Here is a 16,060-nt window from a genome sequence, read left to right as displayed (position 1 = left end):
TCCAGGTCAAACAGACACACCTGATACCACGATCAAGGCGTCATGCCGAGCTCATCGGTGGGCGCCGGGGGGGAAGTTCCACTGCTGGTTGGTCCCGCCGGTGCAGTCCCACAGTTGCAACCGGGTGCCGTTGGCAGACTCACTGTCCGTCACATCCAGGCATTTCCCGCTCGCAGCGTTGACGATTGCGCCACCGGGCGGGTTGCCGTCGGTGACCTCGTCGGCAACCTGCCACACCTGGCTCGAATACCCATTTCGTTCGTGTTGCCAGTTGCGGAGTTGATGAAAAGATTACCGACAGGTTCGTCAATGCCATTAGTATCTCCACCGCCGTTGGCAAACGCGCCACAAGAGACCTTGAAGTTCGTCGTTGACCGCACGGTACCATCGGGTCCGGGAGCAAGATCGTCGTCAGCCGACGCGGCAGCGTGCGTGAAGGGCAGGATTCCCGCAGACAGGATTGCTACCGTCGCAATCCTCGACCAACGAGATCGATTCATAGTCGTACCTCTCGACCTAAAGTTGATGTGGGTGGATGCAGTCGGTCCTCAGGGTCGTACCCGACTCATCGACAGCTACTTTCTGCTCTCCCTGCCGTCCTCCCGGACGACTTCCGCGATCTCCGATAAGCCGACAAACACCCGCGAATCGCGGCAAGTGCGACCCGGAGCAAGTATTGCCGCGAATGCGGGCCGCGGCTGTCCCCCAAACAGACCCCACACCGGACTAACCGAGGTGTCCCCCGATCGGGGGACCACCGCGAGCAGACCAGACGCACCGGACATACTCGGGCATTACGGTGACCAGTCGAAGTCCGATCACCCGAGAGGAAATGAACACCCTCGGTGCCCAAGTCCCCCACCCACAGCACACCGACTGAAGGCGGTTACTTATCGATGCAAGCGGAGGCACCGGCACGAATGCTGTTCACAAGAAGATGCCATGGGCAGAACCCTTGTCAATGACCTCGAAGCACTCTACCGGCGACGATGTGGTCGATGCTGAATTGCCCCGCGGCACTCGAAGGGCCTTCGGTGATCGAGCCACCAACGCGGCCCCAAGTCGGGCCGCTCAGCCGAAGCGCTGGACAATCGCGTCCGCGATTCGGTCGGGGGCATCCTCCTGGCTGAAGTGCTTGGCGTCGGGCAACTCGACCAGGACGTGATCGGGGAAGGCAGCCTGCACGCGGGGAATCATGTGCTTGGGTTTGAACGCGAAATCCTTCATGCCCCACACGATCAGAGCCGGCTTCGTGCCAAGTAGGGTCGGCACGTCCCTGGAGAGCCGCTCGAGCATCGGGCGGGCCGCCAGAAGTTGCTTGGGCATTTCCGCTACACCCCTGCGCGCATCCCGCGAGGGTTGCACGCCGCGGTAGTGCGCCATCTCCTCGGGCTTCAGCGCCCGCGACGTTCCCATCGGAACCAGACGCTCGACGAAGAAATTGTTGTTCAGGATTGCGCGCTGCATAGGACCACTCGACATCACCCTGCTGAACAACTTCATGGTCGGGCTGTCCAGGGGCCAGAACCATGTGTTACCCAGTACGACGCCGCGTACCCGATCCGGTCGGGCGGTATCAACCGCCATGCTGATCGGACCTCCCCAGTCCTGGCCGAACGACACAAACCCGTCCAGGTCGAGGTGGTCGACGAGGGCGCCGACGACAAATGCATGCTCCTCGCTGGTGTACCCGAAAGCCTCAGGATGATCCGACAATCCGAACCCGAGATAGTCAACCGCAATGCACCGGAATCGATCCCGCAGGTTGGCGATGATGTCGCGGTAGAGGAAACTCCATGTCGGGTTACCGTGGCAGAACAGGATCGGCGGGCCGGTGCCTTCGTCGATGTAATGCATCCGTCCGTGTGGGCTGTCGAACCAACGCGAGGTAAACGGATACAACCCGGGATCCGGTGTGAAGTCGATATTCATCGCACCTCCTGCGTCCAATCATTCGGAACCCGCGATCCCGAACGGTCTGCTCAACCCCAGCTCGCGAATCGGCCGACCGCGACGAAGACGGCTAGCAACAGCAGCACGACGTTCACCGGAAGTACCTGAAGTTCCTTGCGTCGGATGTGGAAGATTATTGCCCCCACCTGAACGATCGCCAGTCCGGTCGCGGCCAGCGGCGTGAATATCTCTGCGATACCAGTGGCCTGGGGAAGTATCAGACCGATTGCGCCGAGAAGTTCGGCCACCCCGATCGCGCGGATCGAATTGGCGGAGAAATCCCCGGCCCAGGCCATATTTGGGTTCTCAGTGAGCTTCTTGTACGGCACCGCCACCTTCATCAGGCCGGCGCCGAGATACACGACGGCCAGCACCACGGCGACGACCCACAGGGCAATGTTCACGGCTCCTCCTCAGGTCCGCTCGGGTGTGCGCCCAACTGATTATCCCCTACGAGCGCGCCGGATTGGGAGGAATCACAGGTGGAGGCCCGATTTCGCGAACGCGGCAGGGGCCGTCATCCTTCCGCCAGAGAGTGTCGTCGGGGAGTCGGGAAGTATGCGCGGCACCTGAGGGGTTTCCTGGGCAGCACCGCGCGGCGCGGGCATCCGAACGCAAAGGAGCAATATCATGGCGACATACGCAGCAAACAATGTTCCAGGACATAGTGTTTCAATTCTTGCGCAATCCACGAGAACCGCTGCGATCGGGGCTGTAGCCGGGGTCGGGGCGTCGTTGGTGATGGCGATGTACGCCATGATCGCGGCCGCGACGTATCAGAACTCCGGATTCTTCACCCCGCTCTATCACATCGCGTCCGTATTGATTGCTCCGGACGCGATGATGACGTCGATGGAACGAGCAATGTCCGGAAGCAACTTCTACTTCACACTGGGGCCTGCGGTAGTAGGGGCGGTGATTCACATGATGGTCGGCGCCGCGTACGGAGCAATCCTGGCCCTGATCGCGCGCGCTGCCAAGCTGCATGGAGCCGGACTCATTGCCGCAGGAGCGGCCTACGGACTGATCGTCTTCGCTGTGAGCACCTGGATCGGACTGCCGCTGGCTGCCGCGATCTTCTCCGCCGGAGACCCGATCTCGAACATGGCTTCGATGGTCGGATACCCGACCTTCATCGCAGAGCACGTCCTGTTCGGCTTGGCCGCCGCTGCAATTCTGCTCCCTGCCGCCCGCAGAAACTGGGGACGCAGCTGACACCAGCCGGTCGAAGGAGGGCTACCTCGACCTCACCTCTTCGCGAAGTTGAGGTACGCCTTCGACGGCGTCGGCCCCCGCTGCCCCTGATACTTGGAACCGACGGCCGAACTCCCGTAGGGGTGCTCCGCCGCGCTCGACAGCCGGAGCAAACACAGCTGGCCGATCTTCATGCCGGGCCAGAGCGTGATGGGCAGATTCGCGACGTTGGAGAGCTCCAGCGTGATGTGGCCGTTGAAGCCGGGGTCGATGAAGCCGGCCGTCGAGTGCGTCAGCAACCCGAGGCGTCCGAGCGATGACTTCCCCTCGAGCCGCCCTGCCAGGTCGTCGGGCAGCGAACACACCTCCAGAGTCGAGCCGAGCACGAACTCGCCGGGGTGCAGGACGAACGGCTCCCCCTCGTCCGGCTCGACCAGCGTGGTCAGCTCATCCTGGCGCTGAGCAGGGTCGATATGCGTGTACCGAGTGTTGTTGAACACGCGGAACAGGCCGTCGAGGCGCACATCCACGCTCGACGGCTGGACCATCGAATCATCGAACGGGTCGATGCCCAGACGCCCGGCGGAAATTTCGGCACGGAGATCACGATCGGAGAGAAGCACAGATAGAGGCTATTCGCTGTTAAGGATTAGTCCAACACTCTCGTCGGCTCTCTGCTATCTGCCTCATGCGTATCGGTGAAGTCTCCGGGGGTACTTGGGTTTGTCGATCTCGGAGGTTCGTGGAGCCGCTTCGGATGGTCGTGTGGCGTTTCACCGCAGCGCACCGTGTCGACGGCACGTGAAAACTGAACACGGTATGGCATCCCAATTTTGACCCCTTGCCCACTGATCCTAACTGAAGTTAAGGCCGGAGGGATGAAGGAAATGTTGTCCGTGGAGGATGGGACTGAGATTCGTCGCTTGCATCGCACTGAGCGGTTGCCGATCATGGCGATCGCCCGGGTTTCTGATCCCCACCCGCAGAGCCGAGGATCTGTTCGCGGGGTGGTGGCAGGTCATCGAGGGGCTCGGCGGGGCGACTCGGGTGTTGGTCCGGGACGGCGAGGGCGCGATCGGGCGGTGGCGGCACCGCAAGCCCGAACTGACGCAACCACCACTATCTGGAGACCCCGGTTCTGCCGGGGCGCACGTTCCTGCGCGAAACCGCGAGACGGTTGCTCGCGCGGGCCCGCATCGAGAACTGGGCCCACGAAGAATTCCTCGTCACCTGCCTGCAGCGGAAGGTCTCGGCCCGGGAAAGTCACGGCGGCGAATCCCGGATCCGTTCCGCACGCCTGCCCGCCCGCAAGTCCTTGGAAGAGTTCGACTTCGACCACGCCCGCGGCCTCATCGGGACACCATCGCCCACCTGTGCACCCTCGACTTCGTCACCGCGAAGGACAACGTGGTCTTCCTCGGACCGCCCGGTACCGGCAAGACACGCCTGGCGATCGGGCTCGCGATCCGCGCCTGCCAGGGCGGGCACCGGGTCTTGTTCGCCACCGCCGCAAGGGGTCTCACGCCTGTCCGACGCCCACCACAGCGGCCGGTTGGAACGCCGAGAACTAGCCCACAACCATGCAAAGGGGGTCAAAATTCAGATGCCGTTGACAGGTTAGACACCCTTCGGGAAGAGTTAGAACCCTCCTGATATCCATAAGGGACTCGGCCCAGGTCGACAATTGTGAGGAACAACGTCGGATCTTCCGGAGCTGCCCGGGCCGCCTCGACGTTGGCGATAATGACCTCATCCATGGCTTGCGACGCTCACCTGGAGGAGCGATGACCCAGCCAGATAATCCGTACGGTGCGCGGCCCGGTGGCGGAATCAGTTTGCCCGACTACTACCGGCCGATGACGTCGATCAACAACCGGAACTTCTACTCACCGGGGACCGAGATCCTGCCCGAGGGTGAGATGCGCATCAGCATCTTGGGCAGCACGCCGTGGCCGCCAACCCGCTCTCAGGCAGGAACCTGCATCCTCGTCGAGTGTGGCAACGGCAAGCCCCAACCACGGCGGTTCTTCTTCGATTTGGGAAACGGAAGCGTGAAGAACGCATTGGCCATGCAGGTGCCACCGATGTTCATCAACGACATCTTCATCAGTCACCTGCACGGCGACCACTACGCCGATCTGCCGTACATGTACCCGTTCACGGCCTGGGCAGGACGGTGGCAGCCGTTGCGCCTCTACGGCCCGTCGGGGGCGACGCCCGAGTTGGGGATCAAGCACATGGCCAAGCACATGCGCGAGATGCTGCGCTGGCATGAGGAGAACTTCCTGCACGCGACCATCTCGGCCGGCTACGAAATGGACGTCACGGAGTTCGATTGGAAGGACGAGTACGGTATCTGCTACGACCAGGACGGCATCGTGGTACGGCACTGGCCGCGTTCCCACGTCAAGGACGGGGCCTCCGCCTACCGCCTCGACTGGGAAGACGCCGGGCTCTCGGTGGTGTGGACCGGCGACGGTCGTCCCGACGAGAAGACCGAGAAGTATTCCGCCGGCTGCGACGTGTTCATCACCGAGGGACAGATAGACACCCCGTCGCTGATGTCGTTGAAGTTCGGCGTCCCCGAGCAGCTCGCCAAGTACACGATCGATTCGTGGCACACGATGTACTACGCGGCGGGTTATCTGATGAACAAGGTCCAGCCGCGGATGGGAATGATCGTCCATTACGAGGCCGGCGGAGCGGCACTGGACGCTGAGTCCGTTGCCGAGGTCCGGGCGAACTACAAGGGACTGTTCCAGTTCGGCGGCCCCGACGTCCAGGTCGTCAACGTCACCAAGGACCGGATCTGGTCTCGGGAGGCCGCGATCCCGGAAGGTGCCGCGATCGCACCGCTCGACCCACGGTGGCTGCTGCCCTCACCGTTGCCGGACGAGCTGGAACTGCCACGTCCGGAACTGCCACGCGAGCAGCAACAAGAACCGTTCCTGCGGGAAATGGAGATCGATCCACACAAGTACTATCCGCCTGACGCCGACCGCGAACCCGTGCAGAGCTGGCCGGACGAAGGCTTCAAGATCGACCCGCGCGAGATGCTACGGGCTCGGGGAATCGATCCCGATGAGTCTTGACGCGTCGTCGGCTCCGGAACGGGGTGCAGTCGAAAGCGTCGATTCCGGCGCGACCCCGCTGACGATAATCACCGGATTTCTGGGTGCGGGAAAGACCACGCTGTTGAACCGGATTCTGGGCGGCGGTCACGGTCTACGCGTCGCGGTCTTGGTCAACGACTTCGGATCGATCAACATCGACGCCGACCTCGTCGTCGGCGTCGCAGACGACATGATCAGCCTGGCCAACGGCTGCGTCTGTTGTGAGATCCGCGATGACCTCCTCGGCGCGGTCGAGCGTCTCGTCAGCTCTGCGGCACCGCCGGAGCACATCATCCTGGAAGCCAGCGGCGTGGCCGACCCGGCCAGTATCTGGGCGACGTTCGCCGGCTCGCAGCGACCTGGCTGGGTTCGGCTGGACGGCGTCACCTGTGTGGTGGACACAGAGCAAATTTTCGAACATCTCGACGAGGCCCCCTACTTGTTGATGCTCAAAACGCGCCAGATCGGTTTCGCAGACCTGGTTGTGCTCAACAAGGTCGACCTAGCCGGGCCCGCAACCGTGGCCTGGGTGCGGCGGTGGATCGACACGATGATGGATCGCGTTCGCGTCGTGGAGGCTGTCCATGCCGATGTTCCGCCGGAGATCCTGCTCGGGATGCGACGCGAGGAATCGGGGCCAAGCCTTGTACAGCCCCACGAGGGACTCAGCCATAGGGAACGGTTCCACACGTGGACCTTTCGGACCAGTCGCTTGTTCGACCCGCGATCGCTCCAAGAGATGATCCGCCGCGACTTGCCCGGCGAGGTCTACCGTTGCAAGGGCTTTGTGTGCGTTGCCGGTGACACCCCGAAACGCATGCTGCTGCAATCCGTTGGGCGACGCTCGGAGCTCATCCCCGCAGGGACGAGAGCAACCGAGAGGCATAGCGAGATCGTGGCGATAGGCACGTCCTCGCTGGACCCGAAGCGCCTGCACGGGCTATTCGAACATTGCCTCGTCGCGAGGTGACGCATAGGTGGGCTACCGCATCCAGGCGATAAGCGCTTCAGTGAGGACGCCCCCGCGGTCCTCCTGCACGAAATGACCACCGCCCTCGATGGTCTGGTGTAGTTGTCCTGCGGCACCGTCGATCTTGTGGATGAGGGCTCGATCGCCCCCGGCGGTGATGGGATCCTTGCCGGAGAACAGGCACAGGAACGGCTTGTCGAACTTCGCCAGTTCGGCCCATGCCGCCCGATTGTCAGGGGTGGCGACATTGTCCTCGTCCTGCGGAATGAGGTCAGGGAACGCTCGGGCGTCGGCCTTGTAGGAGGGACCGGGGAACGGGGCCTCGTACGCGGCGATTACCTCAGCGGTCAGCGGCTGCGTGCACCCGCCGGCAATCAGACGGCCGATCGGCAGATCAGGGGTGCTCGCGACGAAGTTGCAAAAGGCCTGCCAGGCGTCCGGAAGTGCCCCGGTCCCGTCCAAGTGTCAGAGATACGTAGACGCTATCGGGTAGGCGTGAGCATCGCGAGCAGCAGTCGACGCAGGTTTCCGCTTGTCCCTCCGACCAGGCCCGAGACACCATCGGCGGCCGTCAGCCCGCGCAACCGGTATCCCGTTTGGCGAGGTTTCGCGTCCTCCTGGTGTGGCGCCGACGATCCCAGATCACGCTCTGATAATGTTTCGGACGCAAGGTGTTGGGCCTTGCCTACGGGCGCCCAATATCGTGCGCGCCGATGTAGTTCAATGGCAGAACATCAGCTTCCCAAGCTGAACACGCGGGTTCGATTCCCGTCATCGGCTCCACCGTCGCAGCAGCTACAAGGGTATTCCCACTCGCGGGAATACCCTTCTTCATTCTCGGGGACGCCGCGAAGGCCCCGTCCCAGCACACAGGCGAAAGATGCGCGACAGCTCCCTAAGTACCTAATGGTCCGTTTGGTTTACTATCCCCTGACTGCTCACCGCGCGACCACGAACGGACCACACATGGCTAGCTCATCGCCCCCCGGCTGGTATCCCAACCCATCGGGAGAACCCAACTCATTCCAGTACTGGAATGGCCAGACATGGGCGGAGACGCGCCAGCAAAACCCCCCAAGCGCAGCCACAAGAGCACCCTCTTTGCGGCAGGCGCAATCATCATTGTTGTCATCGGATTCACAGTGTCCGGCAACAGCACCGAGGATCAAGCCATCGACCGTTGCACGAGCGCCGTGGCTGATCGGATGAAGTCACCGAGCACTGCCAAGTTCATTGACGTGGACGCATTCGACACAGACAGCCTCAAAACCATCGATGAGGACTACTCACAGTTCGATCGATATAGCAGCTACGGCAAACTGAGCCGCTGGGTAGTCACTGGCAAAGTGGACGCCAGCAACTCATTCGGCGCAACTGTCCGCAGCAGGTTCAATTGCAGCGCCATCGTTGGCGACGGAGTTATCGCAGGAATTGAGATGGGCTACATCGAGTAGCCCATCCGAAACGAAAATGTGCCCCCACGCCTGTAGGAGTTCCGGGGCAAAGTAACAGCTAGTCCATGTCTCCTGTATGCATGCCTAGGTGATCCAGGCGGACATGACGATCGCGGCGCGATAGGTGATGGCGAGTTTGTCGTAGCGTGTGGCCAGCCCGCGCCATTACTTGAGCAGGGCGAATGATCGTTCGATCCGGTTTCGCATTGTCATCGTGTCCGGTACCTCCCCCGTACCCCGGGACTCCTATGCAATCGGCAGGTGGCTCGCGATCACTGTGGCGAGAGCTTGCACTTGCTCTCCCGTGAAGAAGTGGCCCGGGTCGTCCACAACGACCAGCGCTCCGCCGTGGGTGCTGCGCTCGCGGCGGATCGCTTTGAGCGGGTACCCACCGAACACCTCTGAGATGGAGAGCGTGGGATCTGCCTTCACCTTGGGGCTGAGCAGGTTCGCGTACTCGGCGCGGCGGCCTGTCAAGTGTCCACGATGCAACGCTCCGCAGAATACCGCCAACCGATCTCATCGAATCCGGTATCCCACCAACCGATTCCACTGCCATCACATAAGATCACCAACGCAGGCCAGGGGAACCTACTCAGGCCACTTCTTTACAAGCAGTTGAAGCGTCACCCTGGCCGATGTAGCCTGCGGACCGGCGGTGAGACCAACGCCACCCACACAAACTTGTGGTCAGCGCTTATCAGTACTCCAACGCTGATCCGCAGCGGGTACGCATCATTACTCAGTGACAACCGGATGTAAGAGGATCGGTGACCGCGACGGATTCGATGTAAACAATGCCGTGGATTGTATGGCTGGACTTGGACACCGAATTCGGTGAGGACGGATCGGTGCGGTCCATACTCCGCCCACCCAAACCCGAGCACATCAACCACAACGGGCACGTCAATGCTCCGGTCATTTACAGAGTGGCCGAAGTCGCGGGAGCCGGCGCGGCGGTAATGGCTGCCGGTGCGGCGGGAACCGGTGCGTACACCGTCATTCGTAGCTCGACAATTGAGTACCAGCGACTGGCGAATGGAGGCATCACCGCCAGCAGCGAGGTCGATCTGGCGGTGGCTGCAGACATACAACGAGCTCTTCAAGCCGGGGAGGGTCGTGACATCGACGTTGACATCTCGTTGACAGACGCGGACGGAACATGTACTGGGGCTTGCGAATTCGTGGTCAGTATGCGGCCGCACAGGACCGAACGCGACTGATCAATCAGTTCAGTTCAGTTCGTTGGACCAACATGTGCCAACCACGGCGGTGCTAGGTTGTGTCTTACCGGTCAGGAAATCGACATCGGATCGCACCGAGTCGTCGGTGACCTCAATGCCAAATCGCTGCTCCGAGTCGAACAGCCGCCGCAGCAACGTCCCAGTCACCGGCCGATTGTCTCAGCGCAGCCAAGGCGGAACGCTCCCGGTTGTAGTACGCCATCGCATTCGCGGCTTCACTCCGGATCGAGTTCAGGTCCACACCGTCGGCGGCCTGGTTCACCAGCACGTCGCCTTCGGTGACATAGCCGGAATCACCACCCCGCGCGAACACCGCGATAGATGTCGCGGCCAGGGCAGGAGGGGACCGGGCGGGCGTTCCAGGAACGATTGTCGGCTAGGTGAGTGGCCATCATTCGTTGCTCCTCGGACCGCACTTGAAACGCTAGAGGCGGAACCATCGCGCAGAGAAGAATCGGGAACCCCGATCACGGATCGGGATCGTGTATCGGCTGCGGGCACCGCCCCGGCGGTGCCGTGCTGCGGCCACTTTACGGCCCACATCCGACCTCACGCCAGCACCACCGCTGTACCTCCGCAGCCGGTGCTCGAGCGGTAGGCAACTGGTGGCCGCAGCCCGGCAACTCGGCCGCGACTCATATCCGATTACCAGCTCAAATGCGCTCTGGTGATACCACAACGATACGATTACCTTACGACTAAGGTACGGTTCGAAACACTTTTCCAAGCTGAACACACGGGTTCGATTCCCGTCATCGGCTCAGTTGAAGGACCTGGTCGGAGTGCTTTCCGGCCGGGTCTTTCGTCTACTCGCGGCGCAACCGCTTGATCTGCAATCAAGAGTGACCCTAGCCCCATCGGTTCAAGACCAGCGCATTGGTGCAGGTCAAGCCGATGCATTGCTTCCGTCTCCATGACTGGCCGTTCGATTCGAGTGGTTGCCCAGAGCCATCCTCGATCCGGACGTCGACAGCCGCCGGGTTGTGACGTCTGCACAGCAGGTGCGGGACCGTCGTCCGCAAGCACCACTTCAACGTCGAGGAAGTCGTCGCCGAAGAAGGTGACGTCTTGAAACTGTGGAACGCCGCGTTGGTCGCGGTCGTGACGCAACTGTTCTCTTGGTGGCCTTGTGACACAACGCCCATCGGATGACGATGGAGTCAGTGCGCATCGCGCACGGTATTGCAAGGGAAGGCTTTTCTCATGACACGCAGAATTTCCTCAGCACTCGCCGCTCTGGCGGTCACCCTCTCTTTGGGCTTGTTCGCCGCGCCGGCCGCGTCGGCCGCGTCATTGTCCGAGGCGCGGACGCCCGTGCAATCGGGTTCGGTGGGGCTTTGCCTCGTCATCCCCCTGGGATCGCTGGTCCTACCGATCTGCATCTGACCCAGTGCCCGCTGCACAACCCATGACGGCTGGCCGGGGCTCACGAGGTCCGCCCGCAGGAATGGCACGGCGCCCGCCGTGATGCGCACAGCATCACGGCTCGGGCGGCACGCTGGTGAACTACCTCGTACCATCCATCAGGCCGCCATGGTCGGCGCGATGACCTCCATCTGCTCGATGACCAGTTTGATGGCCGCCGGCTGCCGATCCGGCGGGTAGCCGTGTCGCGTCAGCAACCGTTTGATCTGCGATCGCAGCCGCGCCTTGACGTCCTCGCGAACGGTCCAGTCGGTCGAGGCGTCGCGCCGCATCACCGCGACGAGATCTCGGGCAATGTCGGCGAGCTTGCCCTCCCCCTGCTCCTCGACCGCCGACTCGTTCTGTGCAACTGCGTCGTAGAACGCGAGTTCGTTCTCGTCCAGCGGCGGCGCGAATCGGCTCCCTCGATCCGACTCGGCTGCCACCTCTTTCGCCATCTCGACCAGCGCCGCGATCACCTCGGCGGAGGTGAGCTGGCTGTTGGTATATTTCACCATCAACGCCTGCAGCCTCTCCGAGAAGGCACGCTGCCGGACGACGTTGTGCTTCGCCACCTTGCGTGACTCTTCGGTGATCAGCTTACGCATTGCCTCGATCGCGAGATTCGGGTTCTTCGCTTCCTGCGCCCGACGGATGAAGTCGACGTTGATGTCCTTCAGGGACGGCTTCGGCATGCCGGCCGCGTCGTAGATGTCGAGCACCTCACCGGATTCGACGGACGCCGCCATCAACTGGCGCAGCGCTCGCTGCACGTCCTCAGGAACCGCCTGGCCCCGCGCGTAGCGTTCCTCGGCATCCCACTTGGCCATGTAGACCCGGACTTCCTCGAAGAACTTCACGACCGGCGCCTGCTCACGCAGCGCCTCGTGGCTGCCGCAGATCGCCCACACCCGCGAGAGTTGTGAGGCGAACTTGCGGTAGCGGGCCGCGAGCGTCTCCTGCCCCTCCTCCACCTGGTTCTCCGGGTTTCGGGGATCACGCAGGTAGTTGACAGTCGAGTTGGCGGCATCGAAGTAGGCTCGGTTGCCGGGCTTTCGCAGCTGTGCGCGCCAGTCGAATCCGTGCAGCAAGTTTTCGAGGACCCGGATGAGATCCTTCGCAGTGTCGATCGCAGAGTCGATGTCCCGTCCGATCGGCTTATTCTCGCGGTCGGCATCGGTGTACTCGGCGAGGGCCTGGGCGAGGTTGTCGGCGATCGGCGCGTAGGCGACGAGGAGTCCGTCGTCCTTCCCGCGGAAGGTCCGGTTTACCCGGGCCAGCGCCTGCATCAGCAGTGCGCTCTTGAGTGGCCGGTCGAGATACATCGTGTGCAGCGGCGGGGCGTCGAAGCCGGTGAGCATCATGTCCTTGACGATGACGAGTTCGAGTTCGTCGTCGACGTCCTTGAGCCGCTTCTTGATCGTGGCGTTCTCGGAGTCGCGGCGCACATGGTCGATGATCGGCGGCTCATCGCTGGGGCTACCGGAGTAGACGACCTTGATTCGGCCGGTGGACAGGTCTTCGGTGTGCCAGTCCGGACGCAGCGCCACGATCTCCCGGTACAGGTTGGCGCAGATCTCCCGGGTCGCGCCGACGATCATCGCCTTCCCGGTGGCCGACGGGTTCTCCTCCGAGTTGACGTACGGGGTCATGGCGGCGCGCCGAGCCTCCCAGTGCTCGACCATATCGTCGGCGAGCTTCTTCAACCTTGTCGGCGCACCATAGACCGCGTTGATGACCGCGACGCTCTTCTCGATGCGATCCCGATCGGTGTCGTCCAGCCCGATCGTCGCCTCGTCCACGGACGCATCGAGATCCTTCTCCGAAACATCTTCGGCGAAAGACACCTTCACAAGCCGACTCTCGAAGTAGACCGGCACCGTGGCACCGTCGTCGACGGCGCGGGTGAGGTCGTAGATGTCGATGTAGTCACCGAAGACGTCCCGAGTGTTGCGGTCCTCGAAGGAGATCGGGGTGCCCGTGAAGGCGATCAGCGTGGCGTGCGGCAGTGCGTCGCGCAGGTGCCGCGCATACCCGTCGAGGTTGTCGTAGTGACTCCGATGCGCCTCGTCGACCATCACGATGACGTTCCGTCGCTCCGTGAGCAAGGGGTGGCTGGCACCTGAGTGCCGTTCGTCCGTGGTCCGCCCGAACTTCTGCAGTGTGGTGAAGTAGATGCCGCCGGTGGTGCGTCCGGACAGCTCCTGCCTCAACTCCTCGCGCCTGCGGATCTGCTTCGGCTGCTCCGGAAGTAACCGGGACCGCAGGAATGTCTCGTAGAGCTGGCCGTCGAGCTCGTTGCGGTCGGTGATGACCACGATCGTCGGGTTGGCAAGCTGCGGGTGCCGGATCACCTGGTTCGCGTACAGCTCCATCTCCATGGACTTGCCCGAACCCTGGGTGTGCCATACGACCCCGGCCTTGCCGCTGCTGCCGACGGCCTGCACCGTGGTGCCCACTGCCTTGGTGACGGCGAAGTACTGGTGCGGCTTGGCGATCCGCTTGAGCCGCCCGTTCTCGTCGTGGTCGAACGCGGTGAAGTTACGCAGAAGCTGCAGGAAGCGTTCCTGATTGAACAGCCCATACAGCGCCGTGCCGAGCGGCGTCGCATCGTCGGGGGTGTCGTTGGTGACCGGATTGCCGTAGTCGTCGACGTTCCACGGCGAGAAGTGGTTGAACGGGGTGAACGGCGTCCCGTACCGCGCGGTGATCCCGTCCGAGATCAGGTTGAACACAGTGAAACGGAAAGCGAGCGGGAACTCCTTCAGATACGTACGCAGCTGGGCATGCGCTTGGACCAGCCCGGCGTTCTCGGCGCCGGCCTTCTTGAGTTCGACGATGCTGACCGGCATTCCGTTCATGTACAGGACGATGTCGAATCGCCGCCGGTAGTCGCCCTTGACGATGGTCACCTGGTTGACCGCGAGCCAGTCGTTCTCGTCGGGGTCTGGCGAGAGCAGCCGAATGGTGGGAGTGACCTCCTCACCTGATTCATCGACGTAGGAGATCTTCCGAAGTCCTTCGGTGAGGAACCCGTGGATCGCCTCGTTCTCGGCGATGGCGTCGGTCGACCCGGCCGACTCGATCGCTGCCACCGCCTGATCCTGGACGTGCTCGGGGAGGTTCGGATTGAATTGCGCGATCGCCTGCTTCAGACGCGGCACGATCAGCAACTCGTCCAGCGAAGCACGTTCACCCGTGCCGGGTGCGATCTCCGTCCCGTTGAGGTGCTTCCACCCCAGTTCTCCGAGGTCATCAAGAGCCATCTGCTCCCAATCGTTCTCGGTCAATCCGCGGCTCCTCTTCACTTTCCTGTCCTCCCTCACAACATCGCAACATCGCAACAGGGCAAAGCGTACCGGCTGGCCGCAGTCGGATTTGATTGTCACATCCGCATCTCTGATAACCCCAGTTATCAGAGATAGACTTGAATAACCTCCCGTCTCGTTTGCAGGATGTGTCCACCGCATCGACCGAACTAGGGAGTCGTTCAGTGACTGTTCCGATTGAACCCAACTTTCCACCCCTTCCCCCTCCCCTACCCGAGCAGCCGACGCCGCATCGGCGTCCGTTCTGTCTGGGAGTGGGAGTCGGCGTGGTGTCCACCGCAGCCGTCGCCGGAATCGCGTTCGGCGTCGTCGGAGCAATCCGGGTAGCGAGTGCGCCGGCGACGTTCGACATCACCGGCATGTTCTCGCTCGACGGCAAGACGACATCGAGCGGGTTGCCGGCCGACTTCGAGTGTGCCGGGGCACGGCGGCTACAGCGATCTGTCTCCCACTGCGACAGTGAAGGTTTCGGACGAGTCCGGGATCCTCTTGGCGAAGGGAAGCTTCACCGGCAGTAGTGGCCGCGGCGGCACCAACGGGTATTGCATCTTCGACTTCACCGTCACCGATGTTCCCCGCGGCAGCAAGTTCTACGAGGTCGAGATCGCCCACCGCGGCGGTCTCTCATACACCGAGACCGAGGCCGAGGAGGGTCTCGCACTCTCTATCGGCGACTGAACCACCACACCCCAAGATCCGTTTCCATCCGAAAGGACTCAGCAATGACGTTTCCCCAGCAGCCCGCTCCGCCCCAGCCGATCCCGCCCGCCCAGCCGCCGAAGAACAAGGCCAAGAAGTGGCCGTGGATCGTCGGTGCCATCGCAGCGGTCGTGGGCATCAGCGCGGTCGCCGGCGGCGGCGAGGACGACACGAAGACGGCGGACGCACCGGCACCCGCAGCTGTCGACGCGGTTGCTCCCGCCGCTGATCAGCTCGAGGAGGTCGCGCCGGCACCGGAGCAGACGCTGCCGGGGTTGGGCACCCCGGTCCGGGACGGCAAGTTCGAGTTCGTCGTCACCGACGTCGAAACGGGACTCAGCTCCATCGGCGACAACCCGTTCCTCACGTCGGAGGCGCAGGGCCAGTTCGTGGTCGTGACGATGACGGTGCAGAACACCTCCGACGAGCCGAAGGGCCTGAGCCCCAGCAGCCAGGACATGTATGACGCACAGGGCCGCAAGTTCACCGCGGACACGTCGGCCGGCATCGCCCTCGACTCGGACGTGTCGATCTGGGACGAGATCAACCCCGGCAACACGGTGACGATGAAGGCCGCCTACGACATGCCCGCCGACGCCGTTCCGGCCGAAATCGAACTGCACGACTCCATGTTCTCCGGTGGCACCCGCGTTGCCCTGCGATAGAAGACCGATCGGGCGGGCGCGAGCGCTGGGGGGTG

At 62.7% G+C, this 16,060-nt stretch carries 16 protein-coding genes, 1 tRNA gene and 3 pseudogenes; 12 read left to right on the top strand and 8 right to left on the bottom strand.

The window, feature by feature from the left end:
• Positions 1-51: 51 nt before the first annotated feature.
• The 3 genes from RM2_RS12965 to RM2_RS12955 form a co-directional block, all read right to left on the bottom strand.
• Positions 52-237 carry an RICIN domain-containing protein gene (locus tag RM2_RS12965; protein ID WP_084721776.1) on the bottom strand — a complete coding sequence of 62 codons (186 nt, stop codon included), beginning with the start codon at positions 235-237 and terminating at the stop codon, positions 52-54.
• Positions 238-1,071: 834 nt separating this feature from the next.
• Positions 1,072-1,932 (bottom strand): haloalkane dehalogenase, encoded by an 861-nt coding sequence (locus RM2_RS12960; RefSeq protein WP_072689856.1) that lies wholly within the window; start codon positions 1,930-1,932, stop codon positions 1,072-1,074.
• A gap of 50 nt (positions 1,933-1,982) precedes the next feature.
• Entirely contained in the window at positions 1,983-2,357 is a 375-nt protein-coding gene (locus RM2_RS12955; RefSeq protein WP_072689855.1) for a DoxX family protein, read from the bottom strand.
• A 226-nt stretch (positions 2,358-2,583) separates the two neighbouring features.
• Between RM2_RS12955 and RM2_RS12950 the strand changes: the two genes are divergently transcribed.
• Positions 2,584-3,168 carry a hypothetical protein gene (locus RM2_RS12950; protein WP_245813903.1) on the top strand — a complete coding sequence of 195 codons (585 nt, stop codon included), beginning with the start codon at positions 2,584-2,586 and terminating at the stop codon, positions 3,166-3,168.
• Between the two features lie 32 nt (positions 3,169-3,200).
• Here RM2_RS12950 and dcd read toward each other — a convergent pair whose 3' ends face one another.
• A complete protein-coding gene (dcd, locus tag RM2_RS12945; RefSeq protein WP_072689854.1) occupies positions 3,201-3,770 on the bottom strand; it encodes a dCTP deaminase in 570 nt (189 codons plus the stop codon).
• Positions 3,771-4,116: 346 nt separating this feature from the next.
• Here dcd and RM2_RS25200 point away from each other — a divergent pair.
• From RM2_RS25200 to RM2_RS12930, 4 genes and pseudogenes are all read left to right on the top strand, one after another.
• Positions 4,117-4,257 (top strand): annotated as a pseudogene (locus RM2_RS25200) (IS21 family transposase); the annotation flags it as partial.
• Between the two features lie 13 nt (positions 4,258-4,270).
• Positions 4,271-4,705, top strand: a pseudogene (locus RM2_RS12940) (ATP-binding protein); the annotation flags it as partial.
• A gap of 226 nt (positions 4,706-4,931) precedes the next feature.
• On the top strand, positions 4,932-6,239 hold the full coding sequence (gene gntH / locus RM2_RS12935) for a guanitoxin biosynthesis MBL fold metallo-hydrolase GntH (RefSeq protein WP_174553855.1): 1,308 nt from the start codon (positions 4,932-4,934) through the stop codon (positions 6,237-6,239).
• Positions 6,229-7,230, top strand: coding sequence for a CobW family GTP-binding protein (locus RM2_RS12930; protein WP_072689853.1), 1,002 nt, complete (start codon positions 6,229-6,231; stop codon positions 7,228-7,230). Before gntH ends, RM2_RS12930 begins: the two co-directional genes overlap by 11 nt.
• Positions 7,231-7,242: 12 nt before the next feature.
• Here RM2_RS12930 and RM2_RS12925 read toward each other — a convergent pair whose 3' ends face one another.
• Positions 7,243-7,692, bottom strand: coding sequence for an alpha/beta hydrolase family protein (locus tag RM2_RS12925; protein ID WP_072689851.1), 450 nt, complete (start codon positions 7,690-7,692; stop codon positions 7,243-7,245).
• Between the two features lie 247 nt (positions 7,693-7,939).
• Here RM2_RS12925 and RM2_RS12920 point away from each other — a divergent pair.
• The 3 genes and pseudogenes from RM2_RS12920 to RM2_RS25195 all read left to right on the top strand — a co-directional run bounded on the left by RM2_RS12920 (position 7,940) and on the right by RM2_RS25195 (position 8,684).
• A tRNA-Gly gene (locus RM2_RS12920) sits at positions 7,940-8,013 on the top strand.
• Positions 8,014-8,136: 123 nt separating this feature from the next.
• Positions 8,137-8,268: pseudogene (locus RM2_RS25915) on the top strand (hypothetical protein); the annotation flags it as partial.
• Between the two features lie 8 nt (positions 8,269-8,276).
• Positions 8,277-8,684 carry a hypothetical protein gene (locus tag RM2_RS25195; protein WP_245813901.1) on the top strand — a complete coding sequence of 136 codons (408 nt, stop codon included), beginning with the start codon at positions 8,277-8,279 and terminating at the stop codon, positions 8,682-8,684.
• 246 nt (positions 8,685-8,930) lie between these two features.
• Here RM2_RS25195 and RM2_RS12905 read toward each other — a convergent pair whose 3' ends face one another.
• Positions 8,931-9,161 (bottom strand): hypothetical protein, encoded by a 231-nt coding sequence (locus RM2_RS12905; RefSeq protein WP_072689845.1) that lies wholly within the window; start codon positions 9,159-9,161, stop codon positions 8,931-8,933.
• A 320-nt stretch (positions 9,162-9,481) separates the two neighbouring features.
• Here RM2_RS12905 and RM2_RS12900 point away from each other — a divergent pair, with 320 nt between their 5' ends.
• A complete protein-coding gene (locus tag RM2_RS12900) occupies positions 9,482-9,907 on the top strand; it encodes a DUF4442 domain-containing protein (protein WP_072689843.1) in 426 nt (141 codons plus the stop codon).
• 112 nt (positions 9,908-10,019) lie between these two features.
• Here RM2_RS12900 and RM2_RS12895 read toward each other — a convergent pair whose 3' ends face one another.
• Entirely contained in the window at positions 10,020-10,241 is a 222-nt protein-coding gene (locus RM2_RS12895; RefSeq protein WP_072689841.1) for a hypothetical protein, read from the bottom strand.
• Positions 10,242-11,131: 890 nt separating this feature from the next.
• Here RM2_RS12895 and RM2_RS12890 point away from each other — a divergent pair.
• On the top strand, positions 11,132-11,314 hold the full coding sequence (locus RM2_RS12890) for a hypothetical protein (RefSeq protein WP_072689944.1): 183 nt from the start codon (positions 11,132-11,134) through the stop codon (positions 11,312-11,314).
• Positions 11,315-11,451: 137 nt separating this feature from the next.
• Here RM2_RS12890 and RM2_RS12885 read toward each other — a convergent pair whose 3' ends face one another.
• Positions 11,452-14,622 (bottom strand): type I restriction endonuclease subunit R, encoded by a 3,171-nt coding sequence (locus RM2_RS12885; protein WP_281250413.1) that lies wholly within the window; start codon positions 14,620-14,622, stop codon positions 11,452-11,454.
• A 498-nt stretch (positions 14,623-15,120) separates the two neighbouring features.
• Between RM2_RS12885 and RM2_RS23910 the strand changes: the two genes are divergently transcribed.
• Together RM2_RS23910 and RM2_RS12875 are read left to right on the top strand one after the other, a co-directional pair.
• Positions 15,121-15,339, top strand: coding sequence for a hypothetical protein (locus tag RM2_RS23910; protein WP_169846727.1), 219 nt, complete (start codon positions 15,121-15,123; stop codon positions 15,337-15,339).
• Positions 15,340-15,383: 44 nt separating this feature from the next.
• Complete coding sequence (locus RM2_RS12875; RefSeq protein ID WP_072689839.1) at positions 15,384-16,025, top strand: DUF4352 domain-containing protein; 642 nt, start codon at positions 15,384-15,386, stop codon at positions 16,023-16,025.
• Positions 16,026-16,060: the final 35 nt, after the last annotated feature.

The sequence above is a fragment of the Rhodococcus marinonascens NBRC 14363 genome (assembly GCF_001894885.1).
In the GTDB taxonomy this organism is placed as follows: domain Bacteria; phylum Actinomycetota; class Actinomycetes; order Mycobacteriales; family Mycobacteriaceae; genus Rhodococcus_F; species Rhodococcus_F marinonascens.
The sequence above is the reverse complement of the archived record's forward strand: the minus strand, read 5'-3'. Positions and strand labels throughout refer to the sequence as shown.